The sequence below is a fragment of the Pseudomonas sp. NPDC085632 genome (assembly GCF_044541255.1).
GTDB lineage: Bacteria > Pseudomonadota > Gammaproteobacteria > Pseudomonadales > Pseudomonadaceae > Aquipseudomonas.
Genome location: NZ_JBITSX010000024.1, coordinates 56,079 through 71,105 on the forward strand (window position 1 = coordinate 56,079; position 15,027 = coordinate 71,105).

Annotated in this window: 15 protein-coding genes and 2 pseudogenes; 2 read left to right on the forward strand and 15 right to left on the reverse strand. The window is 57.4% G+C overall.

Annotated features, from left to right (window positions below):
* Positions 1-9 precede the first annotated feature (9 nt).
* The 14 genes from ACIF4X_RS16745 to ACIF4X_RS16810 all read right to left on the reverse strand — a co-directional run bounded on the left by ACIF4X_RS16745 (position 10) and on the right by ACIF4X_RS16810 (position 10,789).
* Complete coding sequence (locus ACIF4X_RS16745) at positions 10-2,781, reverse strand: phage tail protein (protein ID WP_397482987.1); 2,772 nt, start codon at positions 2,779-2,781, stop codon at positions 10-12.
* A complete protein-coding gene (locus ACIF4X_RS16750) occupies positions 2,782-3,417 on the reverse strand; it encodes a phage tail protein I (protein ID WP_397482988.1) in 636 nt (211 codons plus the stop codon).
* Positions 3,414-4,409 (reverse strand): baseplate J/gp47 family protein, encoded by a 996-nt coding sequence (locus tag ACIF4X_RS16755; RefSeq protein ID WP_397482989.1) that lies wholly within the window; start codon positions 4,407-4,409, stop codon positions 3,414-3,416. The genes ACIF4X_RS16750 and ACIF4X_RS16755 overlap by 4 nt, the downstream gene beginning before the upstream one ends.
* Entirely contained in the window at positions 4,406-4,738 is a 333-nt protein-coding gene (locus tag ACIF4X_RS16760) for a phage baseplate protein (RefSeq protein WP_322846087.1), read from the reverse strand. Before ACIF4X_RS16760 ends, ACIF4X_RS16755 begins: the two co-directional genes overlap by 4 nt.
* Before the next feature lie 14 nt (positions 4,739-4,752).
* Positions 4,753-5,361, reverse strand: coding sequence for a phage baseplate assembly protein V (locus ACIF4X_RS16765; protein ID WP_397482990.1), 609 nt, complete (start codon positions 5,359-5,361; stop codon positions 4,753-4,755).
* A 3-nt stretch (positions 5,362-5,364) separates the two neighbouring features.
* Positions 5,365-5,886, reverse strand: coding sequence for a hypothetical protein (locus ACIF4X_RS16770; protein WP_397482991.1), 522 nt, complete (start codon positions 5,884-5,886; stop codon positions 5,365-5,367).
* 71 nt (positions 5,887-5,957) lie between these two features.
* The gene (locus ACIF4X_RS16775; RefSeq protein WP_007908817.1) at positions 5,958-6,296 is read right to left on the reverse strand and encodes a phage holin family protein; all 339 of its coding nucleotides are present in this window, start codon (positions 6,294-6,296) and stop codon (positions 5,958-5,960) included.
* 129 nt (positions 6,297-6,425) lie between these two features.
* On the reverse strand, positions 6,426-6,863 hold the full coding sequence (locus tag ACIF4X_RS16780) for a tail fiber assembly protein (protein WP_397482992.1): 438 nt from the start codon (positions 6,861-6,863) through the stop codon (positions 6,426-6,428).
* A 626-nt stretch (positions 6,864-7,489) separates the two neighbouring features.
* A complete protein-coding gene (locus ACIF4X_RS16785) occupies positions 7,490-8,224 on the reverse strand; it encodes a helix-turn-helix transcriptional regulator (RefSeq protein WP_397482993.1) in 735 nt (244 codons plus the stop codon).
* Positions 8,225-8,362: 138 nt separating this feature from the next.
* A complete protein-coding gene (locus ACIF4X_RS16790; protein ID WP_007908822.1) occupies positions 8,363-8,545 on the reverse strand; it encodes a hypothetical protein in 183 nt (60 codons plus the stop codon).
* 90 nt (positions 8,546-8,635) lie between these two features.
* Complete coding sequence (locus ACIF4X_RS16795; protein WP_397482994.1) at positions 8,636-9,016, reverse strand: DUF1090 domain-containing protein; 381 nt, start codon at positions 9,014-9,016, stop codon at positions 8,636-8,638.
* A complete protein-coding gene (locus ACIF4X_RS16800; RefSeq protein ID WP_397482995.1) occupies positions 9,013-9,372 on the reverse strand; it encodes a hypothetical protein in 360 nt (119 codons plus the stop codon). The genes ACIF4X_RS16795 and ACIF4X_RS16800 overlap by 4 nt, the downstream gene beginning before the upstream one ends.
* Before the next feature lie 200 nt (positions 9,373-9,572).
* The gene (locus tag ACIF4X_RS16805; protein WP_397482996.1) at positions 9,573-10,064 is read right to left on the reverse strand and encodes a hypothetical protein; all 492 of its coding nucleotides are present in this window, start codon (positions 10,062-10,064) and stop codon (positions 9,573-9,575) included.
* Positions 10,031-10,789, reverse strand: a complete 759-nt coding sequence (locus tag ACIF4X_RS16810; RefSeq protein WP_397482997.1) for a transcriptional regulator — start codon at positions 10,787-10,789, stop codon at positions 10,031-10,033. Before ACIF4X_RS16810 ends, ACIF4X_RS16805 begins: the two co-directional genes overlap by 34 nt.
* Before the next feature lie 252 nt (positions 10,790-11,041).
* On the opposite strand from ACIF4X_RS16810, the gene mutS reads away from it, so the two are divergent.
* Together mutS and fdxA are read left to right on the forward strand one after the other, a co-directional pair.
* Positions 11,042-13,612, forward strand: coding sequence for a DNA mismatch repair protein MutS (gene mutS, locus ACIF4X_RS16815; protein WP_397483009.1), 2,571 nt, complete (start codon positions 11,042-11,044; stop codon positions 13,610-13,612).
* Positions 13,613-13,778: 166 nt separating this feature from the next.
* A pseudogene (fdxA, locus tag ACIF4X_RS16820) lies at positions 13,779-14,099 on the forward strand (ferredoxin FdxA); the annotation flags it as partial.
* A gap of 527 nt (positions 14,100-14,626) precedes the next feature.
* Here the strand turns inward: fdxA and ACIF4X_RS16825 are convergent.
* A pseudogene (locus tag ACIF4X_RS16825) lies at positions 14,627-15,027 on the reverse strand (sigma factor-like helix-turn-helix DNA-binding protein); the annotation flags it as partial.

Consider the following 15,027-nt stretch of genomic DNA (forward strand, 5'->3'; position numbering starts at 1 on the left):
GGGTATCCCCTAAAACGTGTATTGGGAAATATGGACGGAATTGGCTCGGGACAAAATTGAGTCCAATATGTAGTGAATCGTTTGTGGCGTGGTCATTACCAGGTCGGAGAATGAACCGAGAACACCCAACCCCAGCATCCCGCCAATACCGACAGTTTTTAATCCAGTCCCCACCGCATCAGATGCAAGTCCCAGATAACCACCCCCAGCGCTTTCAGCACTGCTGATGTAGTGAACATACCCGCCGACGGATTTTGCGTTTTTCGGAACAATCGACGCCAGGGAAACAGGCGTCCATGTCAAAGACGCCCCGTTAGACAAGACTTGCGCTCTGGGGATGGATATCGATCGTTGATGCTGAACACCGGTAACCATCAATCGATTGGTGTCGGTTTGCCAAACGCTGACCAGCGCGCTCGCGGTGTATCCGGCCGGCATGTAAGCACCGGAATAAACCTCAGGAATCAACGTCGAGGACGCATTGACGCCGAGTAGCTTGGCAATACGCAGCACAGGGTTATAGATAACGTAAATCCCGACACTGCCGAGCGCCGGGGCAACTCCGACATCCATCCCGCCAGCACCAATGGTCGTCAAATCTATAGATAGATTGACGCTCGACAGTTTGTATTGACCGGTACCGGGTTGCTCAACAATCAACTGATCAGCAGTCAGTGTCGCAACCGATGCCGCACTTGGAAGCGATACTCGCAAATTACGAGTTGCTCCGACCTCGGAACCGTTGAGCCGCCAACTTTTAATGTCTGCAGCCAACGCAGCGATATCGATACTTCCCTGATTGATCGGTGCATTCCAGGCTTTGATGCACCACATGACGGCGATGTTGCGGGGGCGGGTTTCAGCGCCTCCGGTACTGGCAATGTAGCTTTGAGGGCCGCCGCTGGACGCATATTGCGCACCAGTTCCCACCCTGTCACCGGCCGCCGAGTTGGTGATCCCCAGAACGGAGCCAGCGCCTACTGGACCTGTCGCGAACAGGGCATCGTGATAGTGGGATTTTACTTCGTCTCCCTGATAAATTCCGATCTGCCGCCCCGCATCCACACCGCGCCCATGATCCCAGCCGCGCAGGAACTCACCGCGTGATTCCGGCAATCGGAAGTTACCTGCGCCCTCATTGCCTTTGTTGTACGTGGTACCGAGATAGGCGGCCAGATCCGGATAAGTCGCAATGCTCTGCACACTGCCGTCCAGCTCCAGATAACCGGGTGCGACAATACCCGTCGGGAATGCCAGAACAGCGCCAATCGGAACGGCGGATTTGAGCCGTTCGACTTCCTTGGCCAGCGCGGCGACATCGATGGTTCCCTGATTGACCGGGGCGTTCCAGGCTTTGATGCACCACATGACGGCGATGTTACGCGGCCTCACAACTCCGCCATCCGCCAGTATCGATGAGGTAACAACCCCCGAAGTCGTGTACGTCCTGGCTACCCCAGGATAATCAGTGGATACGAATACATCGGCCTGTGCAGCCGCCACCGATGCCTGCACAACCTCGACCGTGAGGTTCGGATTCGGGTTGCTGTCGAAAGTAGTTACCGTACCCTTTTGGGTCGAGCCAACCACACGGCTAGCGTCTACGCCTCGCCCATGATCCCAACCACGCAAGAATTCCCCACGCGCCTCCGGCAAGCGGAAATTCCCAACGCCCTCATCACCCTTGTTGAACTTTCCGCCCAGATAAGCGCTCAGGTCGGGATACGTCGCACTGCTCTTGACGCTGTTATCCAGCTCCAGAAAACCCGGCGGCGGCGAATCAACCGGAAACGCGACAATCGACCCCACCGGCAACGCCGACGCCTTGGCAATCAACGCTTCAACTTCAGCCTTGGTGTACGAATCCTTGATGCCAAACCCGGCCAACGTTTCAGGGTTCGCACCGGCAGTCGCGCGGCCATATTCATCAACCGTCAGACTTTTGTATGTCCCGGCCGCAATCCCGGTACGCCCCGCCAGCATCTTGAACGTCAGCGCTGTGGTACCCAAAGTGATCGGCGCGTTAGTCGTGAGATGCCACAACGAATCACCGTTCGCCGTGCCCTCCTCGACCATGACCGTCAGGCCCGGCGTCACCTTGGCGCTGCTGTTGGCATCGGTCGCCCGCACCCAGTCACCATTGGCGACAATCCACAGGCCGTTGTCCTTGGCCAGCGTCTGATTCGCAACCAGCACGCGGTCACCAGCGATCACTGCGACACCGTCAATTTGCTGCGCACCGCTCAACACGATGTTGGTGGATGCCGCAACACGCGCCGACTGCTTACCATCCAGCTTGCCGAGTTCTTCGGCGAGGTAACTCATGACCCAGGCACGCGTGGCTTTAACCACGGTGTCATCAATCAACAACGTCACCAGCGACGCATTACTCGTCTCGAAAATCGAGCGAATGTAGAACTCTTTCCCCGAACCCGACGTGGCCAGAACCGGTTTGAACGACTCCGGATATTTGACGATGGCGTAGAGAACGCCAGTGTCAGTCCACAACCCGGCTTCACGCACATACCAGCCGCCAACATCCGGCGGAATGGTCACTTCGGCGAGCAGCCAGCTCGGATTTTTCTCGTCCTGGAACAGCGCATTGAGCGGCCCGCGCCAGACTTCGCGTTTCAGCGCAGTGGCGGTCGCGGCCGGGTTGTAGACCGAGCCGCCGCCGTCGCCGACAGAAATCTGCGTCAACTTGATCGGCGTGCCCGCGGCCTTGCACGCCGTTTCGTAGGCAATCCCTGCGTTGGTAAGCAGGGTGTAATAGTCAGCCATTCAGGCCCCCTGAGGATAAATAGTGGATGTTTCGACGGTGTACATGCCGGCGGCCATGAACGCCTCTCCCGAGGTTTCGAGCCCTTCGATGAACACTGGATAAACCGTGGTCAGCTCGCCGCAAAATGTCGCAGCGGCAACCGAGTGACTGCCGAATGCACTCAGGCCCACCGACACCGACAACACATCGCGCTCGCTCTTGGCGTCAGCCAGGCGTCGGTCGAGACGGGCATCGATTTCTTCGCTGTAGGGTTGGTCGCTGAAGGCGCGAACGGAAAAGCTGTACGGCGCGCCGGGCGGAGTCTGTTCGTACCAGGCACGGATTTCCGGGCGCAGTTGCAAACCCTTGGCGGCGTTTTCCAGCGCCTTGCGAGTGCCGGCCTGGCGCGCGGTGGGCCAGGCCAGTTCGACGGTCAGGCGTTTTTCCGCTTCCGGCGCGGCGGTGCTCCATTCGGCAACACCGCGATCCGCTGCCAGATACGGAAGAAACGCGACCGGCGTTTCGCTCGGGTTCATCAGTTCGGGGAACGGCGGCGCGATGCGATCGAGCAGCGCGCCGAAACCCAGATCCAGTCCACGTTCAAGTGCCGAGCTGTTTGCAGGCAGCAGCGTCGGACGCTGAGTTTGCTCACTCATAGCGTCAGCACCTCGACGTCGACTGCGGTGCAGTAAGGCGCTTGAAACGCCGTCGTCACGATCGGCGCCAGCGGTTCGAGAATCTGCAATTGCACGGCGCCGGCGCTGTGCAGCGTGTAGTCGATCCAGCTCGGATCGACCCGGCCTTCAAGACGATGGCAACTGTCGGCGTAGGCCTGTAATTGTTGTTGCGCGGCGACTTTGGTCAGGCCCGAGTCGGGGCCGGAATTGATCTTGGCGACCACGCGGATCTTGTAGCGCTGAATGTCGGCAGCCTTGACGGTGACAAGGTCGGTTTCCGGTCGTACATCCGCTCGTGCAAAGTGCTGACGTACGCCTTCAAGCAATGCCTGGGAAGGCGTGCCATCGCCATCGCGGGACAGCACAGTAACCTGCACTTCGCCCGGCGCGGTACGCCGACCATTGCCATCCTTGACCTGCGCGGCGAAGCCGTCCGGGTTGAAGGTGTAAGTGACATTCACCACACCCGCCTCGGTGGATTCGACCTGCACCGTCGGACGCTCGCCAAGAGTGAACACCTCACGGCGATACTGCATCCGCGACCCTGCTGCCGGGGCATGTGGCGCCAGGTAATAACGCAAACGCGCGTCGTCGTCGCTTTCATAAATCGCTGGCACCGGCGGGAATGCCGCCGGGTCGCCAGGGTCGAGCAATTGTCGCTCCAGGCCCATGTCCGCCAGCCGCGCATCAAGGTTGCTGCCCGTCGCCCACCACGCCAGCATCTGCTTGATGCGGGCATTGTATTTGCGCTCGTGGGTTTGCAACCGGACGCAGAAAGCTTCCAGCGCCAGGGTCAGCAGTTCGCTTTCGTTTTCCAGGCTGTTCTTGAGTTTTGCGGCACTGTCCGGCGAGCGCGCTCCGACGTATTCGATGACGAAAGCCTTGAATTCGGTAAGCAGGTCTTCGAAGGCTTCAACGGTGATCAGCGCGGGTTCGGCCAATTGGTTCTGGCCGGGGATCAACATGCTCATGTCACGACCTCGAAAGTTTGTTGACGGTTTTTCCAGGTGCCGGCGAAGCGCAACAACAGACCGGCGCCCTGACGGCTGGCGACGATCACTTGCGGCTGAAAATCGTCGATGCCGTTTTGCTTGTTGTAGAACGCTTGTGCGGCATGGCTCTGCGCCAGAAGCAGCACGTCGTCACCGAGGTTTTGCCCCAGCAACGTGGGTATCAGCGATCCGTACAAAGGCCGTTTTTGCCGGGTGCCCAGCGGCGTGGTCAGGGCCCGGGTCGCGCGCTGCACAAACTGCAGCCAGTCGTCGACCGTGGTTCCGTTGTCTCTATCGATTCCGATCATGGGAGGCTCCTGAATCAGGGACTGATGACGCGGCCCTGGTGATCGACCAATGGGCCACTGAAGTGCACGCCCGAGGCGTCGATGTTCAAGCCGACGGCGCCTAGTTGCAGGGTGATCAACTGTGGAGTCATCGCCAGTCGTGCCGGGCCGATGCTCAGTTCGAGCGATTCGCGTGAGCCGCTGAATGCTGCCGGGCCGTTCTGCCAGTGCAGGGTATGCGAGGCATCGTCGTAACCGCTTTCGCTGCCGTCCTGATGCACCCGACGGGTCAGCGTCGGCACGGTTGAGGCAGGTGGAAAACGGTCGCTGTTCAAACCAAACAACGCCACGCTCTGTGCGCCGCTTTCGCCGCTGCCATAGTTGAACAGCAGACATTGTTCGCCCACCGTCGGAATCCGCGATTCGCTTTGTGCACCTGCACTCGGGTTGAAGAACTTTATGGCCGGCGTGAGCAACCCTCCGTGGCTGACCTGGCAGGTATTGCTCGCAGCGTCTACGGTCTGGCAAATGCCGATGCGGCAGAAGCTTTCGGCGCGGCGGTGCAGGTCTTCGATTTCCGCTTCCATCTCGGCCAGGCGTTCGATGATCGGCCCCAGTTGCATGCGCAGTAATGCGTCGAACATGGGTCAGGCCTCCAGCGCGGTGTACTGGTCGGGGTCGTCAATGTTGCTGACTTCCCAGGTGCGAGCGAATTTCGGCGTACCCAGCGGGTCGTCAAGCAACGTCGGGCCGAGGTAGAGGGTCTGATCGAACGTCAGTGTCCAGGTCTTGTATGGCGGGTCGGCACGGACCAGCAGCGACGGCAAGCCATCAATGTTGATCGGCAGATCGCATTGACCGGCGGGCAGGCCCCAGCGGTTGTCGGTGATCAGGTTCTTCAGCACAGCAATCAGATCGCATGCTGCAAATGCACTGGCGGAAAGGGCCGGGATGACTTGCAGGGACAACGTCATGACATGAGCAATTCGCCCGTCAGCGGCGCGCACTCCCGACCCGTTCCGGTCGAAGTCGATCAACACCCAGGCCTGTTCACCCGGTGCAGTGAAATCGGCGTGATTGCCGACATTGAGGCCGAGACCGGCAGTGTTGCGCAGTGTTGTCGCGATGGCCGTGAACAGGTGCGACGGCTGCTGGATCGGTGTGGGCATACATGACCTCCTTTTCAATCGTCCACGCGCAGCCCTGCCGCCGAAATGGCGGCACGGAGAAACAGTCAGGGTTAAGGCTGGTCGCGGGGTGGAACTTCGCAGACGCCGATGCGCTTGGCGGCCCAGCGCTCATACAGACCGATGGCCACATCGGCCCCGGCCATAGCGGTCAGGCAACCGAACGCGCCAGCGGCCCAGATCGACATGCCAGCGGCATACAGCAGCATGATCGCCGACACGCCGCAGATCATGCAGGCGCCGGAGCGCAGGGCCAGGCGCCGCAGCAATGACCAGCCGCGTGCACCCTCCTTGTCGGCACGCCACATTTCGCCGGACACCCCGCCGACGACGGCAAGGAGGATGACCAGCCAGATCGGCATGTCTGCCAACGCTTGTTGCTCGTTTGTCATGTCACGCCTCCTGGTGTGATGGATGAATGGTGTGTGTTGGGTTCAATCGGTTTCTCTTGAGGTAGGCATTCCGAAAAGCCCGGCAGAAGCCGCCCGGGCTTTTCAGTAATGCACTCTCATTGACTTCAACTAGAAGGGAGCCACAGGCCAATTGATCGTGGATGGATACCCAGACTGATTGCGGACTTCGCTGACGTCGATCCAGTACTGCTTGTACAGCGCTAACGTCTCTACTTCTGCTGGCGCCGCGACACCAAGATCAACCTTGTATTGCAAGGGGTTGAAAACGATCCACTGCGCGGCGACGTCGAACCGTTCCTGCATCCGGGCATTGGTCATCTTGCGATGCTCTTGCTCAGTCGGTTCGACAAAGAGCAAACCTTCCGCATCCAGGTCAAAAACCTTCCATCCGACATAAGCGGTTGTATATCCGGTGATGTCATACCACCACCCATCCGACACGCCGTCCGGGAGTGTGGTGGGCATAGCGTCTTCCGTTTCCAGAATTTGCAGAGCTACTTGATAACCGGTTTTGTAAACAGTCCCGACCAAAACATATCGATTCATTGTCCTTGCCTCCGATTATTTCGAGTGTTCGAAGCGTCCGTTGCCTATCTCTTGAACGGCCACCAGGCAGTACATAAAGCCGGGCAACTTGCCGGGCATATAGAGATTCATTTGAAACGCCTCAATGTGTTGTCATTTCAGGTGGGTGCTGTGATGAAACCTGGCAGGCATTCCAAAAAGCCCGGCAATCCGCCGGGCTTTTCAGTAATGCGCTCCTTCGCCTTCCTTCCAATCCTGTGTTCAAGAAGGAAGCTGACTTTTCGGCGCTACTGGCGCGGTACGAGTCCGTTCAAATTGTTTTTCCGACCGCGGTCCCTGCCCGCCGGATAACTGCTTCTGGTGCTTTACGCTGCACACCCGGGTCAGTTGCCAACCCTCTGAACCGTTGAGGCCGGTTCATCGCTGCCTGTTCTTGTGGAACTAAAGAGCTTTCTTGCCAGCCGCTTTGTCGAGCGGCTTGGTGGCAAGGATATGCATGTATGCATACCCAGTCAATGCGCAAATGCATTTATCTATGCATGAAAAATGCGCAGATGCATGAAAGCCCCCGCAACTCAAGGGTTTGGCGGTTTCATCAAGGCGAAAAAAAACCCGCCAATGGGCGGGTTTTTCTGAAGAGGGTCGGGTTAGCGGGCGTACATGCCCCACCAGAAGACATGACCGAGGATGACAATCTGCTCTTCCTGGATTTCCTGGAAGCTGTAGTCCTCGTCCGGATGCTCATCGCGATTGAAGCTGCGCAGACGAATGCCCGTAGGCAAGCGATAAAGCTGCTTCACGCGCAACTGGCCGTTGTGATTGATCGCGTACAGGTCGCCATCAATGATGTCGCCGATGCCGCACTTGCCGGCGTTGACGCCGACGGTGGCGCCATCACGCAAGACCGGCAACATGCTGTTGCCACGTACGGTCACACATTTGGCCTGATCGAACTGCACACCGTTATGGCGCAGGCTACGCTTGCCGAAGCGCAGGCTAGAGCGCTCGCTCTCTTCGATGACGAATCTTCCTGATCCAGCAGCCAATTCAACCTCGCGAAGGAACGGCACAGACACTTCGTCATCATCGACAGGCGTATCGTCGTCCCACAGCATTATGTCCTTGAGTTCCGCGTGTACGTCATCACGCACGGCACCGGCCGACGGCACGACATCGGCGCGCCCGCGCAATTGATCGGTGCTCACGGCGAAGTACTCGGCGATCTTCGAGATGTGTTTATCCGAAGGATCGACGATCTTCCCGCTGAGAATCCGCGAGAGAGTGGATTGAGGCACGCCGGTGCGACGGTGGAGCTCCGTGGGGGAGATCCCGTGCTGGTCGAGCAGTGCTCTTAAGACGGAGGCTACGTTGCGTTTTTGCATAACGCGCATAGTGCTTGAAGTTATTCGCGAAGACAAATGCTGATTTGCATAATTAACGCATAAATATGAATACTGCCTCAAAATGATATTGCCGAGCCATCATCTTGAATGGAAAAACGACCCGGTTATAACTTGCGGTCAGCCTTTGACGCGACGGGCGGCAGCGTTGGCTTTTTTAAGTCGATCGGTTCTGGCCTTCCTGTCGTAATCGTCCTTGGCCCCCATGATTCCACCGGCAGCATGCACCCAGTCAGTGGCGGTACAACCAGAGATCAACACAGCAGAAGTGAAGACCGAAGCAAAGATAAGGATGTTTTTCATAGTCGATTTCCCGGTGGCACTGATGAGCACGTTGAATTGCAGAGTTGAAAAAAGAAACCCTGCTGCGGTTCGTTGGCGGTGGTTGATCCCTTACTCATCCATGAGCTTTTGCAGTTTTGTCTGAGCTCGTTCGAGCCTGGCCTCCTGTTGCCTGATGACTTTCACATCGCCGTACTGACGTGCGGCCTCCAGATAGTTCTGTCTGCGTCGCACTTCGGCTTCGGCCTTTTGCATGGCGCTTGAACGGTCATCTTGAGCGGAGGGTTCTTGGCAATAACGCTCGACGTTAGCAAGCGCCTGCTCTAAACCGGACTGGCGATAAACATTGTCCGCCGCCTCAGCGCGCTCAATCTGGAACACAAGTTCGGCGCGGCGCTGTGCGCAACTTTCTCGCGCGCCAGCCGATGAAATATCGATGATCAAAACGCTACCAATCAGCAGGGACAGATTGCAAAACAGACTCGGCCTCATGAGACAAACCCCAGATATTTTTTTTCTCCAGCGTGTCCACGGAAGTGGCTCACCCGAGACCACGCCTCACGGCTACATAGTGTTTCTTGTATACCAAAAAGTGCCGCCATCATCATGTCGTAACAGTGCGACCTGCACATCGGAAAGTTTTCGACCACCCACGCCACTGGTACGTAAACATGATCGAAACACAGCAGAACGGGAGTGCGATCACACAATGTGGAAACACTTACATCCTTTTCTTTTCCAGCAATCACCGCTGGCACAAACACAATACCTTCCCGGTTAATTGCAATTGAACGCTTCCAGGCGGGAGACTTAGTTCCATGAGAACTGCGCACGCAAAACCAGAGCATCTATAACGTTCCTCAACAGCCTAAACATCGTCATGTTATTCAAGGCAACTAAACAGCCGCACGGCGCTGACTCTCCGGCAGTCGCAGGGGCTGTTGGCTTGACTCGAATCAGATTAACAACGAAGGGCCGTCGAGGCCTTACTGGCGTCTTACTCAGTCTTACTTAGTCGCCCGGAGGCCTTTCAACCCGGGGGTTTGCGCTAGCGAGGGACGTGGCATACGCCATTGATCAGGTTATTGATGTTGTAGTAGTACTCGGCATCGGAGAAGTAATTGAACGTCACCATACCGCCTTGAAAGCCTCTTTCCATGAACGGAAGTTCATCGCCTGCGGTGTCCGCGTCAAACCTTACAATCGAACGCGTCTTGAACAGAAACCTCGAAGTGTCCAAATGAGTGAGAACAATGTCGAACTTTCGATCATAAGTATAGACTTTCCCCTCGGGCGTTTTGACAACGTAGTACACATAGAGAACGCCCTCCTTTGGATCGATCGTCATATCACCAACACCGTGCCAGCGAACGGTATGATCATGCGTATGGACAAAATCGATAGATGCAAAACACGGTGCGCGGGGAATATCTCGATTGATCAAATAAAAATGCTTAATAACCAGAACACCGAAGATGCATATGGACGAGACACCAAACAATGCGATTATTTTTTTCCAACGAGCTGGTAGTTCACGCATATGGCCTCCCCCTTACTTTCTGGCTTGATGCACTTGACCAGCAACTGGGAGAGTGGCTTTCGTACATAGTAGTTAATATCGGACAATACAATCGGTGGTTCGAATTCGCTGAGTGCTTTGACAATATCGTCCTTGGACATTTTTTCGCTTTCTTCTACATACAACTTCGCTTCGCCTTCTTGCCAGATGAGTTTCCACTCCTCCAGATCAGCGGGCTTTTTAAACACCAGATAAGCGTAAAAGACCGGAAGAGCAATCGCCGACACCAGGATTGCAGGCAAAAGGAAGCGCCAGTAACGACTGAATGGCTTTTTCACCGTGGGAGCGTCGACGATGGACGGTTCAGCATCGTTTACCAACGCAGGCGACGACTCAGAGGCTTGAGTCTGTGCGCTGACCAACCGGATTTCACACAACAGCACCACGCCACGGCGAGGCAAGGTCTTGAGACTGTCCCGAGGCAACCCGACGTCAGCGAAATGCGTGCGGAGCATGTGCAGGGTCTTGTAGTAGCTGCTGTCGGAAATCACCAGCCCCCGCTCCCCCCAGACCCTGGAGATGAGCTGTTCCTTATCGGTCACGCCGGCTATCAACGCCAGCAGCAGGTCGCTTTCATTGCTGCCCAGCAACGTTGACTGCTGCGCCCGGCTGAGGGTCATTTTTTCCGCATCGTAGTAACAATCGCTCGCTGACGCTTGTGAGCCGATGCCCTCTGACTGTTCCAAGCTGCGTCCTCAACTGATATGCAATCCTCGAATTCCGATCATTCGATAGCTTTTCGGCACTATAGGACACAATGCCAACCCCAGCGGCGGCGCGTTGCTGCATCCACCTCAAAAAAACTTCATACTCAGCCCCACTGAATCATCCCTCGGGCCGCATCGCTGGCAAACACTCGCCATTTTGAAGATGCGAACGACCCCGTTTTTTGTCTTGTCACTTTTTCCGGTATAGCTAAACCCCTGATGAATAAAGCCATTTCAGACCTGTCCTCCCACACACCGATGATGCAGCAGTACTGGCGCCTGAAGAATCAGCACCCGGACCAGCTGATGTTCTACCGCATGGGCGACTTCTACGAGATCTTCTACGAAGACGCGAAGAAGGCGGCCAAGTTGCTCGACATCACCCTGACCGCGCGCGGGCAGTCGGCTGGGCAGGCTATTCCGATGTGTGGCATTCCTTACCACGCGGCGGAAGGCTATCTGGCGAAACTGGTCAAGCTTGGCGAGTCGGTGGTGATCTGCGAGCAGGTCGGTGACCCGGCGACCAGCAAAGGCCCGGTGGAACGTCAGGTGGTGCGGATCCTCACGCCGGGGACGGTCAGTGACGAGGCGCTGCTCGACGAGCGCCGCGACAACCTGATTGCAGCCCTGCTGGGTGACGAACGTCTGTTCGGCCTTGCCGTGCTGGACATCACCAGCGGCAACTTCAGCGTCTCGGAAATCAAAGGCTGGGAAAACCTGCTGGCGGAACTGGAGCGGATCAACCCGGTGGAGTTGCTGATCCCGGATGACTGGCCAAGGGACCTGCCAGCGGAAAAACGCCGTGGTGTCAGTCGTCGTGCACCGTGGGATTTCGAGCGCGACTCGGCGCTGAAAAGCCTTTGCCAGCAGTTCTCCACCCAGGACCTGAAGGGCTTTGGCTGCGAGAACCTGACCCTGGCCATCGGCGCCGCCGGTTGCCTGTTGGCGTACGCCAAGGAAACTCAGCGCACCGCCCTGCCCCACCTGCGCAGCCTGCGCCACGAGCGTCTCGACGACACCGTGGTGCTGGACGGTGCGAGCCGCCGCAACCTTGAACTCGACACCAACCTGGCCGGTGGCCGCGACAACACACTGCAATCGGTGGTCGATCGCTGCCAGACCGCCATGGGCAGCCGTTTGCTGACCCGTTGGTTGAATCGCCCGCTGCGCGATCTGACCGTGCTGCTGGCACGCCAGACCTCGATCACTTGCCTGCTCGACGGTTACCGCTTTGAAAAGCTGCAACCGCAGCTCAAGGAAATCGGCGACATCGAGCGGATTCTCGCGCGGATCGGCCTGCGCAACGCGCGTCCTCGTGACCTTGCCCGGCTGCGTGACGCCCTTGGCGCACTGCCAGAACTGCAAGTGGCAATGACCGACCTGGAAGCGCCGCACCTGCAAAGTCTGGCGACCACCACCAGCACCTATCCGGAACTGGCGGCACTGCTGGAAAAAGCCATCATTGATAATCCGCCAGCGGTGATTCGCGATGGCGGCGTGTTGAAAACCGGTTACGACAGCGAACTCGATGAACTGCAATCGCTGAGCGAAAACGCCGGCCAGTTCCTCATCGACCTGGAAGCCCGAGAGAAGGCGCGCACCGGCCTCAGCCACCTGAAAGTCGGCTACAACCGCATTCACGGCTACTTCATCGAATTGCCGAGCAAGCAGGCCGAATCAGCCCCAGCGGATTACATCCGTCGCCAGACGTTGAAAGGCGCCGAGCGTTTCATCACGCCCGAGCTGAAAGAGTTCGAAGACAAGGCGCTGTCGGCCAAGAGCCGCGCCCTCGCCCGCGAGAAGATGCTTTACGAAGCGCTGCTGGAAGATCTGATCAGCCAGTTGCCACCGCTGCAGGACACCGCTGGCGCACTGGCCGAACTCGACGTGTTGAGCAACCTCGCCGAGCGTGCGCTGAACCTCGACCTGAACTGCCCGCGTTTCGTCAGCGAGCCGTGCATGCGTATCACCCAAGGTCGTCACCCGGTGGTCGAGCAAGTGCTGACCACGCCGTTCGTGGCCAACGACCTCAATCTGGATGACAACACGCGCATGCTGGTGATCACCGGCCCGAACATGGGCGGTAAATCCACCTACATGCGCCAAACCGCATTGATCGTGCTGCTGGCGCATATCGGCAGCTTCGTGCCGGCAGCCAGTTGCGAACTGTCGCTGGTCGACCGCATCTTCACCCGCATCGGCTCCAGTGATGATCTGGCTGGTGGCCGTTCGACCTTCATGGTCGAAATGAGCGAAACCGCCAACATCCTGCACAACGCCACCGAGCGCAGCCTGGTGTTGATGGACGAAGTTGGCCGTGGCACCAGCACCTTCGACGGCCTGTCGCTGGCATGGGCGGCGGCGGAGCGTCTGGCTCATTTGCGCGCCTATACACTGTTCGCTACGCACTACTTCGAACTGACCGTGTTGCCGGAAGCCGAGCCATTGGTGGCCAACGTCCACCTCAACGCCACCGAGCACAACGAACGCATCGTGTTCCTGCACCATGTTCTGCCGGGTCCTGCCAGCCAGAGTTATGGCCTTGCAGTGGCGCAGTTGGCCGGCGTGCCAAGCGAAGTGATCGTGCGTGCCCGCGAGCACTTGAGCCGACTGGAAGACACTGCATTGCCGCATGAAGCGCCGAAACCTGCGGCCAAGGGCAAACCAGCGACGCCACAGCAAAGCGACATGTTCGCCAGCCTGCCGCACCCGGTGCTGGATGAGTTGGCTAAACTGGATCTGGATGACCTGACCCCGCGTCGTGCGCTCGAAATGCTCTATGCACTGAAAAACCGGATATAAGCACTGAAGAAGCGGATATAACGCAAACGGCTTCAAGCTGTTAGAATCTCGCGCGGTTTGGGATGCTGCTGGCTAATAGCCTGGCCAGCAGGTATCGCTCCCGAACCTGGCGACCCCAACCGTGAAGGGGCAACGCTGCCGCCGCCTGAGGTGAAAATTAGAAAGGACCTTCGTCGTCACCGACAACTGCATCAAGTGCAAGTACACCGACTGCGTAGAAGTCTGTCCGGTGGACTGCTTTTACGAAGGCCCGAACTTCCTGGTGATTCACCCGGATGAGTGCATCGACTGCGCCCTGTGCGAACCGGAATGCCCGGCTGTAGCAATCTTCTCCGAGGACGAAGTTCCGGAAGAGATGCAGGAGTTCATTCAACTGAACGTTGATCTGGCTGAAATCTGGCCAAACATCACCGAGAAGAAAGAATCGCTGCCGGATGCCGAAGAGTGGGATGGCGTCAAGGGCAAGATCAAAGATCTCGAACGCTGATCTGTCGCGCGCTCGAATGAAAAGGCCCCTCGCGGGCCTTTTTGCTTTTCTGTGTTTTGCTTTTCTGCGGGCAAAAAAAGGGGCGGTATGACCCGCCCACATTTTTTCCCTATTCCCTGTATTCCTTTTCATCGTCCTGATGAATCGCGTCCTGCGATGTCCGTTCCCCTCTTCCTTGAAGGGCGTGTCTGTCCGTCGACACAACCCAGATACTAGAGAATTCCCCGACGAGAGCAATCGACCCCGAGACCGCAAAAGCGCTGTAATAAGCACTTCATATTAAAAAATAAATATATAAATCAATAAGTTAAATAATCATACCGAGGATAATCGACGTCTGCCGTCCTGTAAAAATAGTGAACACTTACGAAAGAGTAAGCCAAGGCTTACACCGCGAGACTACAAACGATGGAATTGCCAACCGTACGTCCGGCAATGAACAGGGATGCGAGGGATAGCCTAAAAATCCAGGCCAACAAAAAGCCCCGAACCAGTCGGGGCTTTCTGCGGGCGGACGTGAGAGGCGCTTACTGAAACAGCGACTCGCTCGACAGGCCATTCTTCTCGAGGATTTCACGAAGGCGCTTGAGGCCTTCTACCTGGATCTGCCGCACCCGTTCCCGGGTCAGACCGATCTCCAGGCCTACGTCTTCCAGCGTACTGCTCTCGTGACCGCGCAGGCCGAAGCGGCGTACAACCACCTCGCGCTGCTTGTCGGTCAGTTCCGACAGCCACTGATCAATGCTCTGCGACAGGTCGTCATCCTGCAGCAGTTCGCACGGATCGGTCGGACGATCATCAGTGAGGGTGTCCAGCAGGGTTTTATCCGAATCCGGACCCAGCGAGACGTCGACCGAAGAAACCCGCTCGTTCAGGCCCAGCATGCGCTTGACCTCGCCATAATTCCAGTAAAAGTAACTCAGACCAT

Bases quoted from the DNA above. Each gene is read 5' to 3' on its own strand.
- ACIF4X_RS16745 (WP_397482987.1), bottom strand. From the start codon at position 2,781: ATGGCTGACTATTACACCCTGCTTACCAACGCAGGGATTGCCTACGAA.
- ACIF4X_RS16750 (WP_397482988.1), bottom strand. From the start codon at position 3,417: ATGAGTGAGCAAACTCAGCGTCCGACGCTGCTGCCTGCAAACAGCTCG.
- ACIF4X_RS16755 (WP_397482989.1), bottom strand. From the start codon at position 4,409: ATGAGCATGTTGATCCCCGGCCAGAACCAATTGGCCGAACCCGCGCTG.
- ACIF4X_RS16760 (WP_322846087.1), bottom strand. From the start codon at position 4,738: ATGATCGGAATCGATAGAGACAACGGAACCACGGTCGACGACTGGCTG.
- ACIF4X_RS16765 (WP_397482990.1), bottom strand. From the start codon at position 5,361: ATGTTCGACGCATTACTGCGCATGCAACTGGGGCCGATCATCGAACGC.
- ACIF4X_RS16770 (WP_397482991.1), bottom strand. From the start codon at position 5,886: ATGCCCACACCGATCCAGCAGCCGTCGCACCTGTTCACGGCCATCGCG.
- ACIF4X_RS16775 (WP_007908817.1), bottom strand. From the start codon at position 6,296: ATGACAAACGAGCAACAAGCGTTGGCAGACATGCCGATCTGGCTGGTC.
- ACIF4X_RS16780 (WP_397482992.1), bottom strand. From the start codon at position 6,863: ATGAATCGATATGTTTTGGTCGGGACTGTTTACAAAACCGGTTATCAA.
- ACIF4X_RS16785 (WP_397482993.1), bottom strand. From the start codon at position 8,224: ATGCAAAAACGCAACGTAGCCTCCGTCTTAAGAGCACTGCTCGACCAG.
- ACIF4X_RS16790 (WP_007908822.1), bottom strand. From the start codon at position 8,545: ATGAAAAACATCCTTATCTTTGCTTCGGTCTTCACTTCTGCTGTGTTG.
- ACIF4X_RS16795 (WP_397482994.1), bottom strand. From the start codon at position 9,016: ATGAGGCCGAGTCTGTTTTGCAATCTGTCCCTGCTGATTGGTAGCGTT.
- ACIF4X_RS16800 (WP_397482995.1), bottom strand. From the start codon at position 9,372: ATGCTCTGGTTTTGCGTGCGCAGTTCTCATGGAACTAAGTCTCCCGCC.
- ACIF4X_RS16805 (WP_397482996.1), bottom strand. From the start codon at position 10,064: ATGCGTGAACTACCAGCTCGTTGGAAAAAAATAATCGCATTGTTTGGT.